The organism is Candidatus Poriferisodalis sp., from assembly GCF_965198245.1.
In the GTDB taxonomy this organism is placed as follows: domain Bacteria; phylum Actinomycetota; class Acidimicrobiia; order Acidimicrobiales; family Poriferisodalaceae; genus Poriferisodalis.
Genome location: NZ_OZ240249.1, coordinates 451561 through 475112, shown reverse-complemented (window position 1 = coordinate 475112; position 23552 = coordinate 451561). Strand labels below are relative to the sequence as shown.

17 protein-coding genes are annotated in these 23552 nt (G+C 66.0%); 10 read left to right on the top strand and 7 right to left on the bottom strand.

Going from position 1 to position 23552, the window contains the following annotated elements; translation table 11 throughout:
- Nucleotides 1-373 precede the first annotated feature (373 nt).
- Both ACOCMM_RS02280 and ACOCMM_RS02275 read left to right on the top strand, forming a co-directional pair.
- On the top strand, nt 374-2593 hold the full coding sequence (locus ACOCMM_RS02280) for a peroxidase family protein (protein WP_419551581.1): 2220 nt from the start codon (nt 374-376) through the stop codon (nt 2591-2593).
- Nucleotides 2594-2667: 74 nt separating this feature from the next.
- The gene (locus ACOCMM_RS02275) at nt 2668-3342 is read left to right on the top strand and encodes an aquaporin (protein ID WP_419551580.1); all 675 of its coding nucleotides are present in this window, start codon (nt 2668-2670) and stop codon (nt 3340-3342) included.
- A gap of 24 nt (nt 3343-3366) precedes the next feature.
- On the opposite strand, the gene hemB is transcribed toward ACOCMM_RS02275, so the two are convergent.
- Nucleotides 3367-4347 (bottom strand): porphobilinogen synthase, encoded by a 981-nt coding sequence (gene hemB, locus ACOCMM_RS02270; RefSeq protein ID WP_419551579.1) that lies wholly within the window; start codon nt 4345-4347, stop codon nt 3367-3369.
- 42 nt (nt 4348-4389) lie between these two features.
- Here hemB and ACOCMM_RS02265 point away from each other — a divergent pair, with 42 nt between their 5' ends.
- Genes ACOCMM_RS02265 through ACOCMM_RS02250 form a run of 4 tightly spaced genes read left to right on the top strand, consistent with a single transcriptional unit; the run spans nt 4390 to nt 7376 of the window.
- Nucleotides 4390-4881: a hypothetical protein gene (locus ACOCMM_RS02265; protein ID WP_419551578.1), complete on the top strand. Its 492-nt coding sequence runs from the start codon at nt 4390-4392 to the stop codon at nt 4879-4881.
- 6 nt (nt 4882-4887) lie between these two features.
- The gene (locus ACOCMM_RS02260) at nt 4888-5838 is read left to right on the top strand and encodes a DNA-formamidopyrimidine glycosylase family protein (protein ID WP_419551577.1); all 951 of its coding nucleotides are present in this window, start codon (nt 4888-4890) and stop codon (nt 5836-5838) included.
- A gap of 55 nt (nt 5839-5893) precedes the next feature.
- Nucleotides 5894-6592: a nitroreductase family protein gene (locus tag ACOCMM_RS02255; protein ID WP_419551576.1), complete on the top strand. Its 699-nt coding sequence runs from the start codon at nt 5894-5896 to the stop codon at nt 6590-6592.
- Between the two features lies 1 nt (nt 6593).
- A complete protein-coding gene (locus tag ACOCMM_RS02250; protein ID WP_419551575.1) occupies nt 6594-7376 on the top strand; it encodes an SDR family NAD(P)-dependent oxidoreductase in 783 nt (260 codons plus the stop codon).
- Nucleotides 7377-7451: 75 nt separating this feature from the next.
- Here ACOCMM_RS02250 and ACOCMM_RS02245 read toward each other — a convergent pair whose 3' ends face one another.
- Together ACOCMM_RS02245 and ACOCMM_RS02240 are read right to left on the bottom strand one after the other, a co-directional pair.
- Entirely contained in the window at nt 7452-8750 is a 1299-nt protein-coding gene (locus ACOCMM_RS02245; protein WP_419551574.1) for a type II toxin-antitoxin system HipA family toxin, read from the bottom strand.
- A complete protein-coding gene (locus ACOCMM_RS02240; protein WP_419551573.1) occupies nt 8743-9090 on the bottom strand; it encodes a helix-turn-helix domain-containing protein in 348 nt (115 codons plus the stop codon). The genes ACOCMM_RS02245 and ACOCMM_RS02240 overlap by 8 nt, the downstream gene beginning before the upstream one ends.
- Before the next feature lie 159 nt (nt 9091-9249).
- Between ACOCMM_RS02240 and ACOCMM_RS02235 the strand changes: the two genes are divergently transcribed.
- Complete coding sequence (locus ACOCMM_RS02235) at nt 9250-9483, top strand: hypothetical protein (RefSeq protein WP_419551572.1); 234 nt, start codon at nt 9250-9252, stop codon at nt 9481-9483.
- Between the two features lie 110 nt (nt 9484-9593).
- The gene (locus tag ACOCMM_RS02230; RefSeq protein ID WP_419551571.1) at nt 9594-10382 is read left to right on the top strand and encodes an SDR family NAD(P)-dependent oxidoreductase; all 789 of its coding nucleotides are present in this window, start codon (nt 9594-9596) and stop codon (nt 10380-10382) included.
- Nucleotides 10383-10431: 49 nt separating this feature from the next.
- Here ACOCMM_RS02230 and ACOCMM_RS02225 read toward each other — a convergent pair whose 3' ends face one another.
- From ACOCMM_RS02225 to ACOCMM_RS02210, 4 genes are all read right to left on the bottom strand, one after another.
- Nucleotides 10432-12243 carry a sigma-70 family RNA polymerase sigma factor gene (locus ACOCMM_RS02225; RefSeq protein ID WP_419551570.1) on the bottom strand — a complete coding sequence of 604 codons (1812 nt, stop codon included), beginning with the start codon at nt 12241-12243 and terminating at the stop codon, nt 10432-10434.
- Between the two features lie 151 nt (nt 12244-12394).
- The gene (locus ACOCMM_RS02220; protein WP_419551569.1) at nt 12395-15235 is read right to left on the bottom strand and encodes a cell wall-binding repeat-containing protein; all 2841 of its coding nucleotides are present in this window, start codon (nt 15233-15235) and stop codon (nt 12395-12397) included.
- A gap of 46 nt (nt 15236-15281) precedes the next feature.
- Nucleotides 15282-18476, bottom strand: a complete 3195-nt coding sequence (locus tag ACOCMM_RS02215; protein WP_419554805.1) for a cell wall-binding repeat-containing protein — start codon at nt 18474-18476, stop codon at nt 15282-15284.
- 233 nt (nt 18477-18709) lie between these two features.
- Complete coding sequence (locus ACOCMM_RS02210) at nt 18710-19489, bottom strand: cell wall-binding repeat-containing protein (RefSeq protein WP_419554804.1); 780 nt, start codon at nt 19487-19489, stop codon at nt 18710-18712.
- Between ACOCMM_RS02210 and ACOCMM_RS02205 the strand changes: the two genes are divergently transcribed.
- Together ACOCMM_RS02205 and ACOCMM_RS02200 are read left to right on the top strand one after the other, a co-directional pair.
- Complete coding sequence (locus ACOCMM_RS02205; RefSeq protein WP_419554920.1) at nt 19397-19630, top strand: hypothetical protein; 234 nt, start codon at nt 19397-19399, stop codon at nt 19628-19630. The genes ACOCMM_RS02210 and ACOCMM_RS02205 overlap by 93 nt on opposite strands.
- Before the next feature lie 251 nt (nt 19631-19881).
- Complete coding sequence (locus ACOCMM_RS02200; RefSeq protein ID WP_419551568.1) at nt 19882-23529, top strand: cell wall-binding repeat-containing protein; 3648 nt, start codon at nt 19882-19884, stop codon at nt 23527-23529.
- The last annotated feature ends 23 nt before the right edge of the window (nt 23530-23552 follow it).

Below are 23552 nucleotides of genomic sequence, written 5' to 3'. Positions count from 1 at the left end.
GCTCGCCTGCAGGCGCAGCCGGCAGCGGTGGAAGATCCTCGATTGCAGCTGACAATCCCTTTGCGCTCCGGGTGATGAGCCCTCGTGCCGCCAAGCGGCCCAAGGGGTCGTCACGGTGCGGCAACGGCGTTGATCGCTCAAGCACGCTCAACCATTGAATGAGCAAGTCAGCCTTCGGATTCCTCAGAGTTCTATTGGTAAACCCTCAGCGCGGTATCGGTCCCGCTGCACGAAGGCACCGTTAGCGTGCGCCGCTCAGCCTTCGATTGCAGCTTGGGGAATTCGCAACCCCGCTGCGGCGGAGGCTGATCACGTTGAAGACCACCACCACCAACCTGGGCTACGGCCCTCCATTTTGAGGAGCGCCGCCCCCGTGCGAGACACAGTCCCCTTACGTCGCCTCCTGGTGTTGGCCGCGGGCTTGGCCGTCCTGCTCACACTGGCAGCGCCACCTCCGCACAGCCTGGCTCTCAGCGCCGACTCGCAGGACAGCACCACCCCGCAGTGGGTGACCACCGGGGGCAGCGTGCTGTGGGAAGCCGATCTGACGGTGGGAGGCGACGGAGATTCCGTCGGGTACAGCGAGACCGTGGGCGGCTCACTCACCGATACCGATTTCTCGTGGGGGGAAACGGACTACGCGGTGACGAGCGTCTTGCTTGTCCAGCCGGGATCGGACTCGGGCACCGCAAGCGTGAGCATGAGCTTCGATCCTGAGCTTCCAGAGGGATCCGGCTCGTTGCGGCTGCAGATCGGCGATGTGGGGTTCAACCTCGCGGACGGAAGCGTCGACGCTGGCGAATTCACATGGCCCGACGTCGATGCCGACTGGGAGAGCGGCGACATCGTTGCTCTCAGCCTTAACGAGCTTCCCGAGAATCTCGAGCCGCGGGCACTGGATGGCCGGCGAAACAACCTGGTCAACCCCACGTGGGGAATGGCGGGCACGACTCTTCTCAAGAAGGCATCCAATTCCTACGCCGACGGTGTGTCGACGCCGACGACATCGCGACCGAACGCTCGCACCATCAGCAACCTCGTGTTCGCCCAGCACACCTCGGTGCCGAACTTTTCACAGGCCAGCGACATCGTGTGGCAGTGGGGCCAGTTCCTGGACCACGACATCACGCTGAGCCTCGACAACACCGCTGAGCCGCTCCCGATCGCTGTCCCTGCGGACGACCCGGTGTTCGATCCCCTTGGGACCGGCGAGGCCACCATCGGTCTCAGCCGCTCGGTCTCCGATCCCGAGACTGGGACAAACGCAGAGAATCCTCGAAGGCAGGTCAACGCGATCACCGCGTTCATTGACGGCTCGCAGGTGTACGGCTCCGACAGAGTTCGAGCTTCCGCTCTGCGCACCAACGACGGCACGGGCAAGCTCAAGACGTCAAGCGACGGCCGATTCTTGCCGTACAACGACCAGGGTCTCGGCAATGAAGGCGGCGCGCACCGCCCGACGCTCTTTGTTGCAGGCGATGTGCGAGTCAACGAGCAGATCGGTCTCACGGCGATGCACACGCTGTTCGTCCGCGAGCACAATCGCCTCGCGGGCATCATCGCCACCCAGAATCCTGACCTGAGCGGCGATGAGACCTACGAACTGGCCCGCAAGATCGTCGGCGCTCAGATCCAGAACATCACCTTCAGCGAGTTCTTGCCGTTGCTGTTGGGGCCCGACGCCTTCGACGCCTACTCGGGCTACGACCCAGACGTAGATCCGACTATCGCCAGCGAGTTCTCGGCGGCGGCGTACCGGGTCGGCCACACCTTGCTGTCGCCCAAACTCAATCTCCTTGACGCCGACGGGGAGTCAGAGAAGATCAGTCTGGCAAGTTCGTTCTTCAGCCCTTCGTTCTACAACGGTCATGGCATCTCCGAAGTCCTGCGCGGCTTCGCTGCTCAACAGGCCCAAGATGTCGACTCGCAGGTCATCAACGAAGTCCGGAACTTCCTCCAGCGCGAGCCACACGGCATCGCCTTCGACCTGGTAGCGCTGAATATTCAGCGGGGTCGCGATCACGGCGTCGGCGACTACAACACGGTGCGCAGCGCCTACGGCTTGACTGCAGTGGAGAGCTTCGCCGACATCTCGTCGGACCCAGATGTCCAACAAGCGCTCGAAGACGCCTACGCAGACGTCGGCGACTTGGACCTCTGGCCCGCTGCGCTGGCAGAAGACCACGTGCCCGCAGCAGCGGTCGGCGAGACGCTCCGTGCCGTCATCTCCGACCAGTTCCGCCGCCTCCGCGACGGCGACCGTTTCTGGTTCGAGAATGACGCCTACTTCACGGCGAACGCCGATCTCTTGGCGGAGGTTCGCAGCACCACCCTGGCGGACATCATCCGCCGGAACACCCCCATCGACGACGAACTCGACGACAACGTCTTTGTCGTCGCAAGCGACACGGCACCCGAAAGCGACACTGAGTCCGACACCAACGCGGCGCCCGAGAGCAAGACAGAGTCCGACACCAACGCGGCACTCGACATCAATACGGGATCCAACACCAACACGGGCTCCCAACGCAACACGGCGCCGCGACCTGCCCCGACGGTCGCCGCCTATGTTCCGCCGCTCTGCTTCTACTAGGAGACAGCCGAACGGGGCCCATGAGTTCACCGCGCCGTTGACGCTCGTTTGCTCGTAGCTGCGAGGCTGTCCCGGTGACGGCGCTGCGACAGACGACGGCCAGCCGGTTGACCTCGGAGTTCGTGGGCACCGGGTTCCTGCTGCTGAGCGTGGTCGGCTCGGGGATCATGGCCGAGCGGCTGAGCCCGAATGACGTCGGGCTGCAGCTGCTGGAAAACTCGATCGCGACTGCGGGTGCATTGGCGTGCCTGATCCTGCTGTTCGGGTCGACGTCAGGAGCGCATTTCAACCCCGCGGTGACGCTGTGGGCGCGGCTCGCAGGCGACCTGGACAACCGGATGGCCGGGTTGTACGTGGTGGTGCAGACCGTCGGCGGGATCCTGGGCGCCATCGCGGCCAACGTGATCTTCGAGCTCGACGCCGTGTTCTGGTCGACCCAGGACCGGATCAGTCCTGAGGCGTTCCTGTCGGAGATCATCGCCACGTTCGGGTTGGTGATCGTGATCATCGGCGTGGTTCGCTCGGGCAAGGAGCAGTTCGTTGCCTTCGCGGTGGCCGCCTACATCGGCGGCGCCTACTTCTTCACCTCATCGACCAGCTTCGCCAACCCGGCCGTGACCGTGGCCCGCATGTTCTCCGACACGTTCGCCGGCATCGCACCTGCCAGTGCTCCGTTGTTCATCGTGGCGCAGTTCATCGGAGCGCTGTGCGCCATCGGGGTGGCGCGGGTGACACACCCGGCGCGCTGAGCCTGCGGACGTTCGGGCCGGTCGCTACTGCAGCGTCTCGGTGAATTCGCGTGCGAGGTAGGTGAGGATGATGTCGGCGCCGGCTCGCTTGATGGCGGTGAGGTGCTCGACCGCAGTGGCGTCGCCGTCGATCCAGCCGTTGGCAGCTGCGGCCTTGAGCATCGCGTATTCGCCCGACACGTGATACGCCGCCAGCGGCAGGTCGAAACGGGCCCGGGCGGCGGCGATCACATCGAGGTATGCCAGCGCCGGTTTCACCATGACGATGTCGGCGCCCTCGGCAATATCCAACTCGATCTCGGCCATGGCCTCGCGGGCGTTGGAGGGGTCCTGCTGGTAGCCCTTGCGGTTCCCGCCACCGCGGATGGTCACGTCGACGGCGTCGCGGAACGGCCCGTACTCGGCCGACGCGTACTTCGCCGAGTAGGCCATGATCGGCAGGTTCTCGTGGCCGTTGCGGTCAAGGGCCTGGCGGATCGCCCCTACCTGCCCGTCCATCATCCCCGAGGGTCCCACCATGTCAGCGCCCGCTTCGGCCTGGGCCAGCGCCACCCGCTGGTACAGCTCGAGCGTGGCGTCGTTGTCAACCTCGCCGTCGTCGGTCAGCACGCCGCAGTGTCCGTGGTCGGTGTACTCGTCGAGGCACAGGTCGGCGATGATCGCCAGTTCCGGACCGTGGTCGTCTCGCAGGTTGGACAGTGCCACTTGCACGACACCGTCGGGGTTCCAGGCTTGCGAACCCACAGCGTCCTTGCGGGCGGGCAGCCCGAACAGGATGACGCCGCTGATGCCGAGGCCCGCCAGCTCGTTGACTTCCTTGCGCAGCGATTCCTGGGTGTGCTGCACCACGCCCGGCAGCGACACGATGGGCTGCGGCTCGGTGGCGTCCTCGCGCACGAACAGCGGAGCGATGAGATCGGTGGGGGTGACGGTGGTCTCGGCGACGAGGCGGCGCAGTGCTGGGGTGCGGCGCAGGCGGCGCAAACGGCGAGCCGGAAAGGTCACCCCGTCATGCTATTGGCCGATGATGGGCGTAGGTTCGGGAGCGTGGAGATCGGGTCCGAGGACTGGTGTGAGGCGATGTCCGGGGTGCTCGCGGAGGTGGAGCTGCCGGAGGTTCAGGCCACAGTGGAGCAGCGGATCGGCGACGGCAATGGCGGACCGGTCGTTGCCTACCGGCTGGTGATCGACGGCGGGCGAGCGCACTTGGAGCCAGCGCAGGGTCTTGACGACGGCGACGACGGCGTTGTGGTGATGAGCCAGTCACGAACCACCGCTGAGGCCGTGCGGCGAGGCGAGCTGGGCGCGTTGGCTGCGCTTCAGGCGGGGCTGATCAAGGTGAGCGGCGATGTGCGGGTGCTGATCGCGGCCGCTGAGGCGTTGGCAGCGGTGGATGCTGCGTTGGGGCAGACGTTGGCTGGCGGCGACGGGAACGGCGCAGCCGACGGACGCGACGGCGGCGACAGGAATGGCGCTGCGGATGGACGCAGTGATGGCGGCGGCGGCCCGCCCGATGACGCCGGCGGCGACGGGAGCTGAGACGCCGTGCCGGAGATCCCCGAGATCCGGGCGCACGCAGAACGATTGGAAGCGCTGGCCGCCGGCGAGGTACTGCAGCGCGTCGAGCCGCTGTCGTTCACGGCGTTCAAGACCGCCAGCCCGCAACCCAGCGCGGCGCTGGGACGGCCGCTGCGCAGCGTCGGCCAGCGAGCCAAGTACTTGCTGCTGCGGTTCGCTCCCCCGATGCAGGATCCGGCCAGCGGGGGAACCGGCGGTGGCGCGGGTCTCGGCGACGACGGGGACGACAGCGACGACAGCGACGACAGGGGCGACGGGGGCGATGGTCTGACGTTCGTGGTGCATCTGATGCAGGGTGGCCGTCTGCGGGTGCTCGAACCGGGTGCGAAGCGGCCGCGCCGTCCCCGCGACGGCTTGGCGCGGTTCGAGTTCGACAGCGGCCTGGGGCTGATGCTCACCGAACCAGGCACGCAGAAGCGGGCCGGCGTGTGGGTGCTTGAGGGGGATGTGGCCAACGCCGAGCCGATCGCCGGTCTGGGGCCCGAGGCCACCGAGGTGGACCCGGCGGGCATGGCCAAGCTCATGGCGACCCATTCGGGTCGCCTGCACAACTTCCTGCGGGATCAGCGGGTGATCTCGGGGCTGGGGCGGTGGCTCGCGAACGAGATCTGCCATCGGGCGAAGCTCTCGCCATTCGCCGCGGTGGGACGGCTTGACGCCGACGCCGTGGGGCGGGTGGTGGCGGCCATCGAAGCGGTAGTCGAGGAGTCTCTGGCCTTCGAACGAGGGCGCCCGGAGATGAGCCGTTCGGCCGAGCGGCCCTCGGCAGTGCACGGCCGCACGGGGGAACCCTGCATGGCCTGCGGTGACGTAGTGCGGGCCGTCGAGTACCGCGACTACTCGGTCCACTACTGCGCCGGCTGCCAGACGGGCGGGCGGGTGCTGGCCGACAACACCACCAGCAAGTTCCTGCGCTGACGGCAGACCGCTCGGGCCCCGGTGTGTATCACGGTGCCGGTTACGCTCCTGCGCCATGAGCGAACCTGACGTATCAAAGCTCGGCCTTGCGGCCGACGGACAAAGACTTGGACTGTCGGCCGATGAGGTGCTGCAGAGCACCCGCGCGGTGCGCAAGCGGCTTGACTTCGACCGGCCGGTGCCCGAATCGGTGCTGCGGGAATGTGTCGAGATCGCCGTGCAGGCGCCGACGGGCTCGAACATGCAGGGCTGGCACTTCGTGTTCGTCACCGAGCGAGACAAGATCGAGGCCATCTCCGCGCTGTACAAGAAAGGCTTCGACTCCTACCGCAACAGCCCCATGTATGCGGGCCGGGTGGCGTCGGGTCTGGGCGCCCAGCGCGAGGCGCAGCAGGCTCGGGTGACCTCGTCGGCTGAGTACCTGTCGCAGAACATGGGTCGCAGCCCGGTGCTGTTCATCCCGTGCATCACCGGCCGCACCGACGATCCGCGGATGATGGTGGGCCAGGCGGGCTCGATCATCCCCGCGACCTGGAGCTTCATGCTGGCCGCACGTGAGCGGGGTCTGGGCACCTGTTGGACCACGCTGCACCTCGGCTACGAACGCGAGGCGGCGGAGATCCTGGGCATCCCCTACGACACGGTGCGGCAGTACGCGCTCAGCCCGGTGGCGTACACCCTGGGCACCGACTTCAAGCTGGCCACCCGGACCGATCTTGACTCGGTGATGAGCTGGAACGCCTGGAGCCGCTGAGATGGCCGCGAAGTCGCCGTCAGAGCTGTTCGACCTGTCGGGTCGGGTGGCGGTGGTCACCGGCGGGTCGCGGGGCATGGGCCGCGAGATCGTGCTGGCGTACGCCCGCGCCGGCGCCGATGTGGTGATCGCATCGCGCAAGCTCGACAACTGCGAGGCGGTGGCCGAGGAGGTGCGTGCCGAGACCGGGCAGCGGGCGCTGGCGGTGGCGTGCCATGTCGGCTACTGGGAGCAGAATGATGCCCTGTGCGAACGCGTCTACGACGAGTTCGGCCACTGCGAAGTGCTGGTGAACAACGCCGGGCTGTCGCCGCTGTATCCGTCGCTGTACGAGGTGACCGAGGCACTGTTCGACAAGGTGATCGACGTGAACCTGAAGGGCCCGTTCCGGGCCTCGGCGGTGTTCGGCAAGCGCATGTTCGAAGCGGGCGGCGGCTCGATCATCAACGTCAGCTCGGTTGCTGCGGTGGCGCCGTCGCCGAACGAGACGGCGTACGGGGCAGCGAAGGCGGGCATTCACGCCATCACGCAGTCGTTCGCCCGGGAATACGCCCCGTACGTGCGGGTCAACTGCATCATGCCGGGGCCGTTCCTGACCGATATCTCGAAAGCCTGGGACATGGATGCGTTCAACGAGCGAGCCGCGACAGAAATCGCCTTGCAGCGAGGTGGCGAGGCCGACGAGGTGGTGGGTGCGGCGCTCTACTTCGCATCGGAGGCTTCGAGCTACACCACGGGCTCCGTCCTGAAGGTCGACGGCGGCACGGCTTGGGCGACCAGCTGATCGCAGCACTGGCCGAGCCGGCGACGGAACTGATCCGCCGCCGCGCAGTCCGCGACCAACAGACGAGCCGCAGCTTCAGGCCGCCGCTTCGAGGATGGCGGCGCAGTGGCCGACGCGGGCGGCAATCAGCTCGATGAGGCGTTGGGCGAAGTCTTCCGCTCCGCAGTCGGCGATGGCTGGATCAGCCGCTGCCTCAGCGACCGCAGCCGGTAGACGGCTGGCGAGGTCGGCAACGCGTGCGACAACGTCCTCTGCATCGAGACCGAGCCCGCTCGCAGTCTTCTGCCACGCGTCGGAGCGATCGGCCCGCGTGAGCCGGTAGCCGTCACCGATCTTCATGGCCAAGTTCACCTTGTGGCCCTTGGAATCGTCGTACGGCAGGAACGATGCGACGTCGAACAGCGGCGCCAGTCGCGCCCACGAACCGTGCAGGAGCAGCGCGTAGTTCTTGGCGTGGGCATCGGTGCCGGCAATCAGCCAGTTGAACGCGAGCGCATCGACGAAGCGCCACACGTCATCGGCGGCCAGCCGGCCCGGCACCACGGAGCGCAGCACGCCCGCAACGTCCTCAGGCCCTGGCCCGCCGTCGGATTGGTACTTGTGATCGGGGTGAACCGACAGAGCTTGGCAGAGGTCTTCCTGATGAAGGCGCTCCACATGCCCGCCACGCCAGACACGGTCGAATCGTTCAACCACTATCGCTGTCTCGTCTTCGAAGGTCACCAACGACGTCCGCACTGCTGGGAGATCCGCATGGGATGCCGCGGCGAGGCAGAGGTGCTCGTTGACCTGGCTCCAGCGATACTCGGCAATCGCGGGCTTGATGATGTGCGTGCTCGGCAACGAGCCGATCGCCCGGTACCACTGCCCGTCACTGCGGTGCAGCGCTGTCTTCGCCTGGGCCCCGCCGAGGCTGAACTGTCCGCGGAAATCACTGCCGAGCCACAGTGCGCGATTGGCATGCAGATCGCGCAGCCGCAGGGCGATGTCGGCATCGCTCATCAACTGCGCCTCGGCCACACGCTCCGACAGCGCGCCGATCTCCGATGGCGGGCACAGCTGCACGGCACCGGGACAGTCGCGGCCGATCGGCGTGCCCAACAGCGAGAACGGACTTGCACTCGACACCGAGAACTCGCGGCCCCAGCGGCGCAGCACTTCACGGTCATCGGGCAGCAGGCCCCATAGCCACGGCGTCACCACGTTGTTGTCGTGCTCGGCCGAGGTCAGCGGCATCGCCGCGGAGATTGGCGTGGCAGCAGGGTCGGCACGGTAGCTGTCGTCGTAGCGAAGCATCAGCTGGCCAGAGGCTGCGCGATGCAGTTCGGCAGCAATCTGCCCACGCAACAGCACAGCGAGAACGCTGTCAGTCATGGTGAACGGCTGACGGCTCGGAGGCGGAGCGGCTGGTACTCCAGTTATCGATGTACCGGTTGAGATCGAATCCGCCGCTATCAATGTCAGCACCGATACGAGCATCGGCATCGGCCGGAATGAGGCCGAAGCCCAGACCCAGTGCGATCGTCACGCGTAACACCCCGTCCAAAGACACCGTCGGCTTGCCGTTCTCGAAACTCGACAGCCACGGGCGGGCCACGCCAGCCTCGCCCGCCAAGGTGCGCTGCGACCAGCCGCGCTCCTTGCGCGCCGCCGCGATGGCTGCTCCGAGTTCTCGGCTGGTCAGCAGCGGGCGCGCTGCGTTCGTGGTCTCCATACAAGAACACTCCCGATTTGTCTTTGTTCGCTGACATAATATATATGTCTTCGTTCACAGACAAATACTCATTGTCACCGAGAAGGTGCTCCAATCCGCGCACCCTCTACGCTCTGCGCACGACATACAAGAGATGCATGACTGAATGGAGTTCCTGACATGACAACATCACACTTCGGTCTCCCCAGCCCGGAAAATGCCCAGATTGTGTTCACCGTGCTGAACACCCTGCGGAAGCTCCACCATGTGATGGGAGCGGACTACTCCCGCGAGTGGTGGTCCACGCGCAATGCGGAGCTGGATAGCCGAACACCGTCGGAGGCTGTCATCGCTGGCGACCACGAGGCTGTCGCCCGATTAGTCGATTCGTACCTCGATCCCAGCTTCGTCTAGCGGCCAAGCCACATCTGCACCCGAGGCATCGGTCGGCAGGCCAGCCGAAGTCGTTGCGGCTACGTTGAGCGCCGCCGCGGGCCGTGCGCGGGGAGCATTGGAGGATTGCTGTGGGGACGACGAAGCGACTGTCGACATTGAACCGGTCGATTGAGGGCCGGGTGGCGCTGATCACCGGCGCTGGCATGGGCCAGGGACGGGCGACGGCGCATCTGTTCGCCGACGAGGGCGCGCACGTTGCGGTGACCGACCTAGGCCAGGCCGAGGTGGACGCTGTGGTAGCCGAGATCAACGACGCCGGCGGCTCGGCCGCGGGCTGGACCATGGACGTGGCCAACCGCGACCGTGTCAACCAGGTAACGGCCGAGGTGGCCGAGCGTTTCGGCGGCATCGACCACGTCATCAACAACGCCGGCATCTCACGGTTCTCGCCGATCGATGCCCCCGAGTACGAGGACAACTGGGCGATCTCGCTCGAGGTGCTGCTGACAGCGCACACCTACACCGTGCGGGCGGCGCTGCCATACCTGCGCCAGTCCGACGCAGCGCGCATCGTGAACATTGCGTCCACCGAGGGCTGGGGCGCCACGAAGTTCGGCTCGCCGTACACGGCGGCCAAGCACGGCGTGATCGGGTTGACGAAGTCGCTGGCAGTGGAGCTCGGCCGTGAGGCCATCACGGTGAACTGCATCTGCCCCGGGCCCATCAACACGGCCATGACCGCAGAGATCTCAGAGGAACACAAGACGATTTTCGCCAAGCGCCGCACCGCACTGGGCCGCTACGCGGAGCCCGAGGAAGTGGCCCACGGCACGCTCAACTTCTGCCTGCCCGCCAGCCAATACATGACCGGCGCCGTGCTCCCCGTAGACGGCGGCCTGCTCATCAAGAACGCCTGAGGTCAACGCAAGCACCGTGGCTCGAGCTGTGGGTCTTGGTGACCCCGAGCTACTGGGTGAGGGTGACCGTCAGCGACTGAGGCATGCCGTCGGCGTCGAGCGTCAGCGTGCCCGACAGGGTGCCGCGTTCGGCGAGAGGCAGAGGCTCGGTGGGTGTGGCGGTGAAGACGCCGGTCATCGACAGCGACCCATCGCCGTTGTCGCTGCCACGGGCGGCCAACCGCATCTCGGCGGACACACCGTCATCGCCGGGGGCGAATACCAGCAAGGCGCTAAACCGCCGCTCGTCCACCGCAGGGTCGGCGGCCTGAAGCGAGGCGGTGCTGGGCACCACAACGGCCACCGACTTGCTCATCGTGTCGGTCTCGACGGTCTCACCGTCGTCGGTCGTCGTGGTTGTCGTGGTCGTCACCGTCAGTGACAACGTGCCTGAGACGTCGTAGCGGTCGGCACCGGATGGCGTGAAGGTCAGCTCGGCGCCTTCGACATTGCTCGTGGCGACGGCGGTCACGACGGGTTCGCTAGCGGTGCTGCTTTCGGTCTCGCTGGCAACCTGACCAACGGCGACGCTCGACGTCTCAGACTCGGTGACTGTTTGATCGACGACCTGGCTGCCGCCTTCCGACTCGGACACGTCCGGCGTAACCGCCGTAGCCACCGACGAATTGGAATCAGCCGAAGTGGAATCGGCAATCAAGGAGGTGTCGTCGTCCGTAACCGTTACGAGCGGAGCCTCCTCTTGCACGACAGCGACAACCGCAGTCTCCTGCGGCTCGACAGCGACAACCACGGCCTCCTGCGGCTCGACAGCGACAACCGCAGCCTCCTGCGGCTCGACAGCTGTGGCCGCGGCCTCCTCCTGCGTGACGGATGCGGCAGCGACGACGGCCGGAGTCACATCAGTCTTCGCAGCGGCAGGTGCCGACTCGACCACCGGGGGCTGTTCTGCGGCGGGCACGACGACTGGGGCGTCGGGCGGCGGCACCTCGACGGCGAGCGGGGTGAGCACTTCGATGACCGAGTCGGGCAGCACCCGCTCGGCCGCCTTGTGGACGGTTGAATCGGCCGTCGGTGAGATCACCGCTGTGGCAAGCCCAAGGCCCACCGCAGCTTTGGCAACCATCGGCACACCGACGGTTGCAGCGTTGGCGACGGCGGCGGCAGCACGCGACGCCACGGGCGCTGTTTCAGTCAACAGCGGCATCGCGGAACCGACTGACGACTGTGCGGCGCCGGACCCATGGCCCGCAACCGCCGAAGCAGCCCGTTCGCCGCGGCGAAGCAGCCCGACGAGTGCCACCGGAACAAACGCCGCAACACGCAGGGCAGCACGCAGCGCCGAGCGCGCACGTGATACTCGAGCACGGGCATTGTCTTCGCTCACGCCGGTGGCCTTCGCCATCTCGTCGTACGAGAGCTCTTCCACGAAGCGCAGCTCCAGCGCCTCGCGGTACGGCTCGGACAGGCCTTCCACCGCGTCGGCGATGTCGGAGAGATCGATGTCCAGCCCCAACTCGGTTTCGACGCTGGGTGTCGGCTGCAGCGCAGTGCCGTTGACGGCTGCGCGTTCGGTCTTCTCGCTCTCGCGGCGACGCCGGTTGCCTTCGTCAATGCAGACGTTGGCCAGGATCCGGTGCAGCCACGGCTTCACCCGGTAATTGCCGTTGAACCGCGGCATGGCCCGCAGGGCACGCACCAAGGTCTCCTGGACAGCGTCCTCGGCAGATTCGTGGCAGCTCAGGCGCCGGCGCGCGTGATTGAGAAGCTCCGGCCGGTACTCACGCACCAGTTCAGCAAACGCTTCGTCGTCGCCGGCCTGGTACGCGATGACCAAGTCTCGATCTTCGAGTCGAAGGGCCATGGCGGTTCTCAGGGTCGCTGGCAGAGGCCCGTACGGCCTCCTACAACTCGAATGCTACCGCAGCCCCCCCGCCTGGCTGCCGTCACATTTCGAGCGCGTCAGTCGTTGGAGTCGACCTGGATCGTGCAGCGGCGCAGCATCATCAAGCCGGTCAGCAGCCGCCGTCGCGGAACGGGTCGGAATCCGCCGCAGGGAAGAGTTCCGGGTCGAGCGGGAATCTGATCCATTCGTCGGAGCAGAGGCCGCCGAATTCAGGCGCAAGGTTGATGAGCGTGCGCAGAGACGGACCCTTCAGCCACGCAGCCCAGAACTCCTCGCCGGTGGTGATGTTCTTCGTGTACCAATCCGGCACACGGCCGGCCAGGCCGTCCAACACCACCTGTTCGTCTTCGAGCGACGGCCGCGCGCCCAGCGACGGGCAACCGGTGCCCGAGTAATACGTCAGCCAAGCATGCGGCACCATCAGATGGGTCACGGTGTCGGCCAGGATCTCGGTCCCCGGGTCACCCCAGTAACAGTCGGGATACTTGTTGGCGAAGTAGAGCTGCACCGCTCCCCACGCCTTGCCCGGCGCAAGACCGGTCTGATGGTCGTACACATGCACCAGTTCGTGGACGAGACCGCCGAGGGACATCTCGGACATGTTCATCTCGACCGCACTGCAGGTGAGGTTGGAAGTCCGGATGTCGCATTCGTGCCAGACGGTGCCGCCGAATCCCGATTCTGAGACTCGCGTCTTGTTTCGAATGGTGTCCCACGCCTTCTTGAGCCACGGATGGTCGGTCTGCCATTGCAGAGCGACCTGGTCCCCCCATGTCCGCAGAACCTCGAGCGACGTGATCGCCACGTCAGCGGCAGGAATCGGGGCGAATTGCTGGGCGCGGACCGGCCGCAGGCGCTTCGCGGTGGTGCCGTCGCCGAGCTGCCCGACGCTGTTGTCCCCCCAGCAGGACACACCGCCGTCACGATGCAGCGCGCAGGCATGCGCCGGAATCGGTTCCGAGCTCATGCTGATGCCCACGTCGACCGCGTCGTAGACGCCAGCGATGCGCCTCGGCGCCGACCGGCCGGCCGTGGTGCCGTCGCCGAGCTGCCCGACGCTGTTGTCCCCCCAGCAGGACACACCGCCGTCACGATGCAGCGCACATGCACTCGCATCTCCCACCGCCACCGAGACGACGCCCTGCAGGCCCTCGACTTTCTGGGTCTGGAACGTGTCGTGGTCGCGCCAGCAGAACACCTCGCCGGCGGTGGTGACCGCGCATGACTGGTTCAAGCCCACCGAGACCGATGTGGCCGGGGGGATACCCCTGACGTCGACCGGAGATGCGTGGCGCACGACACCCCAGCAGGACACGCCGCCGTCACGATGTACTGCGCAGAACGTCTGCCTGCCGGCAGAAATGGCAGCCACATCGGCCAACCTCGGGAATTGCGACGGCGTGAAGACGTTTTCGATATCCAATGAGGCGCCGGCCTCGCCCGCGAGATTGGAGCCCCAACACGACACCGAGTCGTCACGGTGCACCGCGCAGGTCGTATCAAGGCTCCCGGCAACGGCGACAGCATCGGTGATTCTCGGGACCTTGACCGGCACGTAGTGGTTGGCACTATTTCCTTGTCCGAGCTTTCCGCTGCGTCCATTGCCCCAGCATGAGACGGTCCCGTCGGCATGCACGGCGCACGAGTGGGTTGTGAGGTAGCCCGTGGTGTCAGCCGCGCCGAGAGCAACGACGTCGGAGAGCCCGGCCGTGGTCAAGCGCTCACGGAATCCATCGACGCCCCAGCAGGTCACGCTGCCGTCGAGGCGCACTACGCAGGTTCGGCCTCGCGAGACGTCCAGAAACGTGTTGTCACCCCGGGGTCCATCGGGAACCTGGTACGAGGCTGTGGAGACGGTGTCGGCGGGGCGGAGGTACGCGTCGATGGCTGCTTGGGAGACTGCTGACTCGCCGCCGAACACCCGCAGGTCCAGGGTGTCGGCGCTCGCAGAGGCCCGTGCGGCATCGAGGAACCCGGCCACCTCGAGCGGAATGGACCCCGGAGACGTGAGCAGCAGCGGAGCACACAGTCGTCCCAGCAACGGTGCCGCGCTGAACGAATCGAACGGCACGCGGGCTCTGGCCAGACCGATCTGCTCGGTAGCGAAGCATGGCTCGCCGGCCGCCTCGCTGTAGCGGCCCCGCACCAACTCCGCAGCCAGCACGGCGGTGTCGAAACGGGTGGCGCCCGCCAAGCGCGTCACCGAGATCCCCAGAGCCGTAATCGAATTCTCCACCGCTTCCGACAGCGCCCCGCGGCCGCCCATCAGCACCACATGATCGATTCCCGCCCCCGACAAGTGCGCTTCCACGCCGGGGTGCAATCGGTCCCGCGGCGTCAGCAGCACCGGATGGCGCCCACGTGCCGCGAACGGCCCCGCCACCAACGCATCAGCGAACACCTCGCCGCTGGCCACGATCGCCGTAGTGCCCTCGCCGGGCATGACCCCCGGCGTCACCCGCCGGGCCGCGACCACACCGGTGCCGTACCGGTCGGCACGGCCCACACGCTCCACCGAGACGTCCAAACCCTCCAGCGCGGAGGTCACCGCTGCACCCACCGCGTCGGCACCGCTGACAGTACCCACCACCACCACGCTCGACACACCGGTGCGCCTCAGGAACGCTGCCGCATCGGCACGCAACTCCCCCGGCGGCGTCATCAGCACCGGAGCGCCCAACGCACCCGCCACCGGTGCGGCCACAACCGCATCAGGCCAACTCCGGCCCGACACCATCACCACCGACTCCAGCTGCCCACCGGCCTCGCTGGCATACGCCTCTGCCACCAGCAGAGACGTGTCATAGCGATCGGCCCCGCCATAACGGGTCACCGCGACTTTCGCCAGCACCTCCTCCTGCGCGGACTGAGCCCCGACAGCAGATGGCAGCACCGGCAACACGACCGTCATGGCGGCCGCGCACACCGCGCCGACCACTTTCCGGAGCACGCGCGGCAGGCTAGTTCGTGTCAGATGCGCCGTGATCTCGCGTGAATCAGTCTTGGGGGGTGATGGTGACGGTGTGGGTGTCGCCGTCGTCGGCCACAACGGTGATGGTGTAGCCGCGCAGCGTCACCGACTCGCCGGCTTCGAGCACCGGGAAGTCGTCGACCTGGCCGCTTCCGGTGTCGCCTGCGATTTTCGCGGGCAGCTGCCCCGAACCGAGGCTGGTGTCGACCGTGTACACCAGCACACCTTCAGTGATCAGGGCCGGATAAGTCGTGCTCGCGCCCGTCTCAGGTACCTCGAAGAACCTGCCCGCGTCGTATCCCAGCTTGCGACGGCTCTCCACGACGATGACGTCGTGCGTGCTCAGCGGCACAGCAGCCATGGCCAATCCATTGCCTGGCTGGGCGATAGGGGTGAGCGTCACGACAGCCTCAGGTGAATTCATACAGCGCACCTGTGACTCGGTGAGCCATCCCAGTTGCCAGCGACTCCACGCCAGCATCTCTCGGACACGCAACTGCCAGAGAAATCCCGTCGATCGGACGCCATCCGGAGAACTCCACTCATGGGCCAAACGCGAGTCCTGCGGCGAGGTCAGAAAGAAGCCGTTCAGACCCATCAGCCCCAATGTGACGTCTACCCGCGCATCGTCGGAATCGGGGTTGACGTCAGGCTGAGGCCGTAGCTCCGGGTCGTACGCATACATGTCGAGCAGCCCGAGGTTGTGCGCAATTTCATGGGTTCCGACGCTCCCCCATTCCGAGGGCTCGCGGGGCTCACTGCTCTTGACCGTATTCACCCGCGTGGTTGTCACCGTCACGCCGTCGGCAGTGGCTGAACCCGTGGCATTGCCGCCGCCGAAATGACTGCTGGGGAACACGTTCAGTACGAGATCCACCGAAACAAAGTCGAACTCGTCGTCGGCGAGCGCAACCGCATGCGTCGAAGCTGCAAGGGTCAGCGCTGGCCCGAACACTGTTTCGCCCAGATATGCGGTCGAGGGCTGCTCGGCTCGTAGCCAGCGATGCAGTGGGACGAACTCGACATCGAGTTGACCGAGACTGCTCGATTCGAAATAGTCCTCGATGTACGGGAGGTTGAGTTCGGCTTCGACTTCGGTGCTGTGGTCAGCCTGCACGTCGGGGAAGTCCATGAAGAGGACAGCCACTCGCAGCGTGCCTGTCGACGGAGCGGCCCAGCTCGGAAGCGGAAATCCTGCCGTCGTACCGGGTGTTCCGCGGGGTCGACATGACTCGCTTCCGTCGGGAACAGGATCGCCGCGTGCGCCGATGGTGAAGACCCGGTGCTTGCCGGAGCGGTCGATCGTGTGAAAGGCGATCAGCTGTCCGTCGGGTGACCAGCGGGGCGCCAGGACCGCACTGCCCTCTTCGGACTCATAGACAGCCTCCTGCAGCCGACCCCTGACGTCGGCGGTGAACAGTGTCTGACGGTCATTTCCGCTGCGAACGAATGCGATCCGTCGGCCGTCGGGCGACCACGACAACCCGCCCCGCGTTACGACGCCGGAGACGATCAGAAGCGGATTCGAACCGTCGGCCTCGGCCACCACCACGGCGGAACCGGTGATGAAGGCCAGCTGCGAACCATCCGGCGAATACATGGGATCGTCGTTGTGTGCGCTTCCGCTGGTCAGCTGTTCGGCGTTCGTGCCGTCCGGGGCCATCCTCATCACATGCCTGCTGCCGTCGGAGAAACGATCGAAGACGATCAGCTCCCCAGTGGGCGACCACCGGGGAGAGGCGTCGATGACGTTTCCCTCGGTGAGCTGGGTTGCTCCTGTGCCGTCGGCGTTGACCTTCCAGATGTGTGCGACCCAATCGTCATCGTCTTGATACCCGCCTACATAGGCAATCTGAGTGCCGCGAGGCGACCATGCCGCTGAGTTCAGATAAACGCCGGCATAGGGCACCAGCCGCTGCTGGTTCGAGCCGCCGTTGTTCATGGTCCACAGGGAGCCATTCTGGGTATAGACGAACTGACCGCAGTCGGGTGACCAAGCAGGGTCCTCGGCATTGAGCGAGGTGACGAGTTGGCGGAGCTCGTCGGTGTCGGAACCGCCGCACGTACCGGCTGGCAGCACCGTGAGGCCGCTCCCAGCGGCGAGGTGTGCATAGAGGTACGAATCGACGGCGGAGCGGGAGACGGCTGCGTCGCCGCCGAAGATGCGCAGCCCGATCGTGTCGTGCTCATCGCGGGCCGCGTCCAATATGGCGGCGGTTTCTGCGCGCATCGCATGCGGCTCGGTGAGCAGCAGCGGAGCGCACAGCCGTCCCAGCAGCGGCGCCGCGCTGAACGAGTCGAACGGCACCCGCGCTCGGGCCAGGCCAACCGTGCTGCCGGAGAAACACGGCTCGCCCGCCTCGTCGCTATAGCGGCCCTGCACCAGCTCGGCGGCCATGACTGCCGTGTCGTAGCGGGTTGCGCCCGCCAAGCGGGTCACCGAGATCCCCAGGTCCGTGATGGAGGCTTCCACCGCCTCCGACAGCGCCCCGGTGCCGCCCATCAACACCACGTGCTCGATTCCCACGGCCGACAGGTGCGCCTCCACGCCCGCGTGCAGGCGGTCTGGCGGCGTCAGCAGCACCGGATGACGCCCACGCGCCGCGAACGGCCCCGCCACCAGCGCATCGGCGAACACCTCACCGCTGGCCACGATCGCCGTGGTGCCCAAACCGGGCATCACACCTGGGGTCACCCGCCGAGCCGCCACCACACCGGTGGCGTACCGATCCACCCGGCCCACACGCTCCACTGAAACACCCAAGCTCTCCAAGGCCGCGATCACCTCTGCACCGACCGCGTCGGCCCCATCAGTGGCTCCCACCACCACCACGCTCGTCACGCCTGTCCTTTGCAGGAACGCCGCCGCGTCGGCGCGCAGCTCCCCCGGCGGGGTCATCAGCACCGGCGCACCCAATGCGCCCGCCGTCGGCGCTGCCACCACCGCATCGCGCCAACTGAGGCCCGACACCATCACCACCGAGTCCAGTGAGCCTCCTGCATAGGCAGCCACCGCGTCAGCCACCAACAGGGACGTGGCATACCGATCGGCCCCGCCATAACGACCCACCCACACGCCCGAGTCCTCAGCCGCCGAGACGGTGGCCCCCGCCGGAGAGGGCAGAACCAGCACAGCAGCGGCCACGACGGTCGCACACACCGCCAGCGACCGTGCACGGATCACGTTCAGCAATGTAGTGGTCGCTGTTGACCAACCCATTTGGAACGCCGGTCGAGATGGCTTACGGTGCAGCCCAGCGGCGTCGACAATTTCGCCACCAAAGACGACATCGCCCATTTCGGAGTAGCGCTTCCAGTCGGCGCCGGGGTAGTGCGCGAGCGAACCCTGTGCGGCCATCATCAGCGCAGCGTGCTGGGTGGTTGACGAGAACCCGCTGTTCTCCGTGACGGTGGTCAGCCCCGCCCTGCGGCGGTACCAGTTGACGCGCTGGATCATGCCGTCGCGGAATTCCCGACTGATGGTTCCCGCAACGCAGTCCGCCACATCGCCGGTGTAGCCCCAGTCGGGCTTCTCACGGTCGAACTCGGCCTCATATGCCGCGAGCACCGCATCGCGATCCCACGTGTTGATCCCGACTGCGATGGTTTCCCAGTACCCGGTTCCCCAGTATCTGGTTCCGCGTTCTCGTGCCAAGTAGTTCGACAACGCGGCGGTTGACACCGCGGCCTCGCCGCCGAAGACGTGCATCTCGAGAGGCTCACCGCCTGAGGCGGCATGAAATCGAACCTGGTCGAGATGTACGGCGGTGGTCGCTGGCCCACCGCGGGATCGGCAAGCAACAGTGGTACGCACAGCCGGGCCAGCAGCGGCCCAGCGCTGAACGAGTCGAACGGCACACGGGCCCGGGCCACGCCGATCCTTCGAGTTGTACAGCACTCCTGCCCTGCAGCGTCGCTATAGCGATTCCGGACGAACCTTGCAGCTTCGATCGCTGGGTCGTAGCGCGTCGCTCCTGCGAGACGTGTTACCGGCAATCCCAAGTCGGTGATTGACTCCTTGATCTCCTCGCTGATTGCCGCGGTGCCGCCCATCACGACTATGTGCTCAACATCCCATTGGTACCGCAGACCGAGATGAACGCCACTGCTCAAGCCCTCCGGCGAGGTGAGGAGTATCGGGTGACCGCCACGAGCAGCAAATGCCCCGACCACGAGCGCGTCGGCGAACACCTCGCCGTTGGCGACAATGGCGGTACGACCGAAGCCAGACATGACGCCAGCGGAGCCGAGGCGACCGGCCACCGAGGCCGAGAGGCTGTACGGGTCAGGTTGAGTGACCAGGTGGATCTCGACATCGGGCAGGTACGGGCTGGCTTCATTCGGGTCATACAAAGCGGGAGTTTCGTTCGATAGGTCACTCAGCGCACCCCCCGGGAATGTGCATGCGCCTTATGGTTGTATTTCGGATGTACACAGCCTCGTCTGCTGGGGTGGATTGCTAAGAGGCCGCTCGGATCGGTGACGTCTCGGAATGTTGCTGTCACGCTTTCTTTGTGCAATTTTGCCGTCTGTGGCGGCATTTCTGCGCAAAGTCCGGGCCGTGGGGCTGCCGGACGTCGCCACCTATCCGCTCACGCTCTAAGTTGCCATTTTCTGGGGGCACGGTGAAATTGCGCGAAGGCACGTCACGCTTCAGACGGCTCAGACTTCGGCTGCTGGCGACCGTGACCGTGTGGGCGCTCTGCGCTGCTGTGTTCGGTCCAGCTGGCCTGGCGATGAAGGCGGCGTCGGCTTCCGAGGGCGGCTCGGACGGAGCCGGACCCGTGCTGGTGGTGGCGAATGCTGCGTCGCTGTCCGATGTTGGCACTGCTGCGTCGCTGGTAGCTGCAGGTTTGGGCGATGCCGTGGTGTTCTCCGAAGCAACGGACGCGCTCGGCAGCGGTCCCGCCGGCGTGGTGTCACAGCGGGCACCGGCGCGAGTGCTGCTGGTTGGTGGTGCTGCCGTGCTCTCTTCTTCTGTCGAGCAACAGGTGCGTGCGCTGGCGCCGGGCGTGGCCATCGAGCGGTTGGCGGGCGATGATCGGATTCACACGGCTGCGCTGGCCGCCGAGCGGATCTTGGACGGCAGGGACGCGGCGACGGTCGTGATGGCCAATGGCTGGTCGCTGTCAGATGTGGGCACTGCCGCCTCCGCAGTGGCGTCGGGCAGGGGCGACGCGGTGTTGTATGCGCAGGCCGACGCATTGGGCGAGCCGACTCGTGCCGTCTTGGAGGGGCACCGTCCATCAGCGGTGCTGATCGTTGGCGGCGCGGCGGCGCTGAGTGATGGGGTGGCCGCCGAAGCAGAACGCGCCGCAGGTGGCGTCTTGCCCCGGCGGCTGGGCGGCGCGACACGCGTCGAGACCGCTGCATTGTCGGCGCGTGAAGCGTTCGACGCAGGAGCGACGGTGGCGGTGATAGCTGACGGCTGGTCGCTCAACGACGTGGGGGTGGCTGCGGCGATATCCGCGTCGATGGACCGGAGCGCTGTGCTGTACGCAGCCGATGGCGACCTCGGTGATGCAGGCGCTGATCTCTTTGCCGACCGACCGCCGAGCGCTGTGCTGCTTGTCGATGTCAGCGGCAAGAACCCGTACGGCCTTCTGCTCGAAGTCGCCGGCTTGGTGCCCGATGCTGCAGTGGGAGTGATCGCGGACCGGGTGCAGTCCGCCGATTACCGCCGCGACGCTGTAGCGGACGCGTCGGCGTCAGTGACAGCGCTTGGGGGCGAGGCCGAGGCGGTGCCCTTGGCGGGACGCATCAGCGTGTCCTGGCCCGAAGGGGAAGCTGTGGCCGACTCTTCCCAGCCCGGTTACGAGGTTCAGTGGCGCACCGCTGTGACGACTTACAACAGCACTGACCGAGTGGTGGTTACCACCACCTCGTTCGACATCGACGGCCTGAACGACGGCACTGACTACACGGTGCGGGTCCGTCCCGCGGCGGTCGACGTGCTCAGCGTCGCCGGCGCGACGGTGACGGCTGCCGCAGAGGCCGCCCCGACCGCACGGGTCGTCGATGGCCCCGCTCCGGTCGATGAGTCCCTGGAGGTCTCCGCGCTCGACGGCCCATTGAGCGTCGAGCTCACCGGCGAGGAGGTGTGGCCGGTCACGGTCGAGATTCCTGTCGACGCTGCCAAGATCGAACCTGGCGATTCCGTCGGTCTGTACTACTACGACGAGAACCTCGAACTGTGGTTTCCCGAACCCAGCGCGACCTACGACCCGCAACGGTCGACGGTGACCGCGCAGGTGTATCACCTCACCATTTTTAATCCCTTCAAGATCCCTGCCAACTGGATCGCCGACCGATGGAACCAGCTGACGGGCTTTGCGCGGCAGAGCTGGGACACCACAACCGGATGGCTGCGCGCGGGCTGGCACCGCACCCAGGACTTCATCTTTTCCGATGTGCCCTCGCTGGCCGGGCAAGTGCTTGCGCACGCCGCCGCCGTGGGCCACCACCTGCCGCCCTGGGTCATTCGCGTTCTTGAGCAAGCTCGCGACCTCGGTGCAGAGGTCGTCGAGATATACGTGCAGGCGATCCAAGAGGTGTTTGAGACACGCATCGACCCGCCCAAATGCGACAGCGCGTCACCCGATTGGGTTCACGGCATCGATGTCGAAGCCGACGACGGCAGGAACGACCCAGAGGACATCCCGTTGCTCGTCTGCGGGGAGACGACGACTCCCATTCCGACGACACGCGACGACTTGCGCCTCAAAGTGGGAATGAATCGCGGATTTGCGATGACACTGTCTGCGTACGCGCCCGACGGAACACACCAGCCCATCCGCAGTCAGCACGCCGCGTCCGAAGTGCTCACGTTCGCCGGATATGAAGGAGGTGCATCATCTACCGGACTCTCGACATGGGCCATCAACCAACTCGTCGAGTTCTTCGACACCGGCGAGGTCATCCTGCCCGGCGGCGAAGTCGCCCTGATCCACGCCCCCCAAGCGGGATTCGGCGAACACGGCTCGCTCACATTCCGTGCCGAAGCCGATCACCTGCACGCAACACTCGACGCAATCGCATTCGGTCTCGACACGCTGGCGTCCACATTCGGCAATGAGCAACTGGTCAAATTCTTGGCTGACTTCAAGGACGGACTCTCGTGCATCAAGGACGGCATCCTCGCCGACAATGACGACGTGATCGCCAAAGTTCGCAGTTTGTTCTTCGACTGCCTCCCCATGTATGCCAAAGACGCTCTCGGCAGTACATTTGGGAAATTCTTGGATGCCGGATCGATCCTGTACAGCGGCGCCAGCCTGCTAGTGAACTACGCAGAAATGACCCGGTACACCTTTACTGGCGACACTGAAGACTTCACCGTCACACGCACCAGCGGTGCACCAGGAGAAGGATCGGAAACCGACACCGAATCCGATGACGACCCACTGGCCTCGTACCGCACGGTGTCCGCCGGAAGTGTAGGGAGCTTCTTTGGGCCAACGGGTGGAACAGACCTTGGGGGCGTTTGCATGCTCCGTGCCGACAGCCACGTCGATTGCCGCGCTATCGGGAACGACCTCGCTTCCCTCGACGAATCGGTCCGCACCCAATTTGTCGACATGTTCAACGCCCCCGATGGTCCTTTCACGGAGGTCGGTGTAGGCACCCTGACTGCGTGCGGCCTGCGGCTGAACGGCAGCATCGCATGCTGGGGCTCCCACCACCCCGGTCAAGTGCGAGGAATTCCCGATGGCACGTTCACGACCCTCGACATGGCCGGGTCTCAGGCTTGTGCAGTCCGAAGCGATAGAGAGATCAAGTGTTGGGGTGAATTCGCCATCCTGTCCAATGAGGATTACGGCCAAGCAGAACCGCCAGCAGGGGCGTTCACTGATATCGCTGTCGGCGCATACCACGCCTGCGGCATTCGCGTCGGCGGCTCAGTTGTGTGCTGGGGCGCCCCGCCGTCGCAGTCCGACGTCCTGCAAGTGCCGTCTGGCAGCTTCGAGGCGATTGCTGCCGGGCACTTCTATACCTGCGGTCTGCGCTCGGACAGTACTGCTGAGTGCTGGGGATCAGAAGACTCCGGCATGCTGACATCCCCACCGCCGGGGCCGTTCACGACGATTTCCGCAGGAGTGGGCCATGCCTGCGGTCTTCGACCGAACGGCGTCGCCGAATGCTGGGGCTACGGGTTCCATGGCGAACCGGACGCACCCGCGGGCCGGTTCATATCCGTCAGTTCAGGCGCCTCGTTCTCGTGCGGCATACGCGTCGACGGGACACTTCAGTGCTGGGGCCGCTTCCAAAGCTGAGTGGTGACTAGGTGTCGCGCTGA

Bases quoted from the DNA above. Each gene is read 5' to 3' on its own strand.
- ACOCMM_RS02240 (WP_419551573.1), bottom strand. From the start codon at position 9,090: ATGGAGACCACGAACGCAGCGCGCCCGCTGCTGACCAGCCGAGAACTC.
- ACOCMM_RS02250 (WP_419551575.1), top strand. From the start codon at position 6,594: ATGGCCGCGAAGTCGCCGTCAGAGCTGTTCGACCTGTCGGGTCGGGTG.
- ACOCMM_RS02255 (WP_419551576.1), top strand. From the start codon at position 5,894: ATGAGCGAACCTGACGTATCAAAGCTCGGCCTTGCGGCCGACGGACAA.
- ACOCMM_RS02235 (WP_419551572.1), top strand. From the start codon at position 9,250: ATGACAACATCACACTTCGGTCTCCCCAGCCCGGAAAATGCCCAGATT.
- ACOCMM_RS02225 (WP_419551570.1), bottom strand. From the start codon at position 12,243: ATGGCCCTTCGACTCGAAGATCGAGACTTGGTCATCGCGTACCAGGCC.
- ACOCMM_RS02245 (WP_419551574.1), bottom strand. From the start codon at position 8,750: ATGACTGACAGCGTTCTCGCTGTGCTGTTGCGTGGGCAGATTGCTGCC.
- ACOCMM_RS02210 (WP_419554804.1), bottom strand. From the start codon at position 19,489: ATGTCTGGCTTCGGTCGTACCGCCATTGTCGCCAACGGCGAGGTGTTC.
- ACOCMM_RS02215 (WP_419554805.1), bottom strand. From the start codon at position 18,476: ATGGGTTGGTCAACAGCGACCACTACATTGCTGAACGTGATCCGTGCA.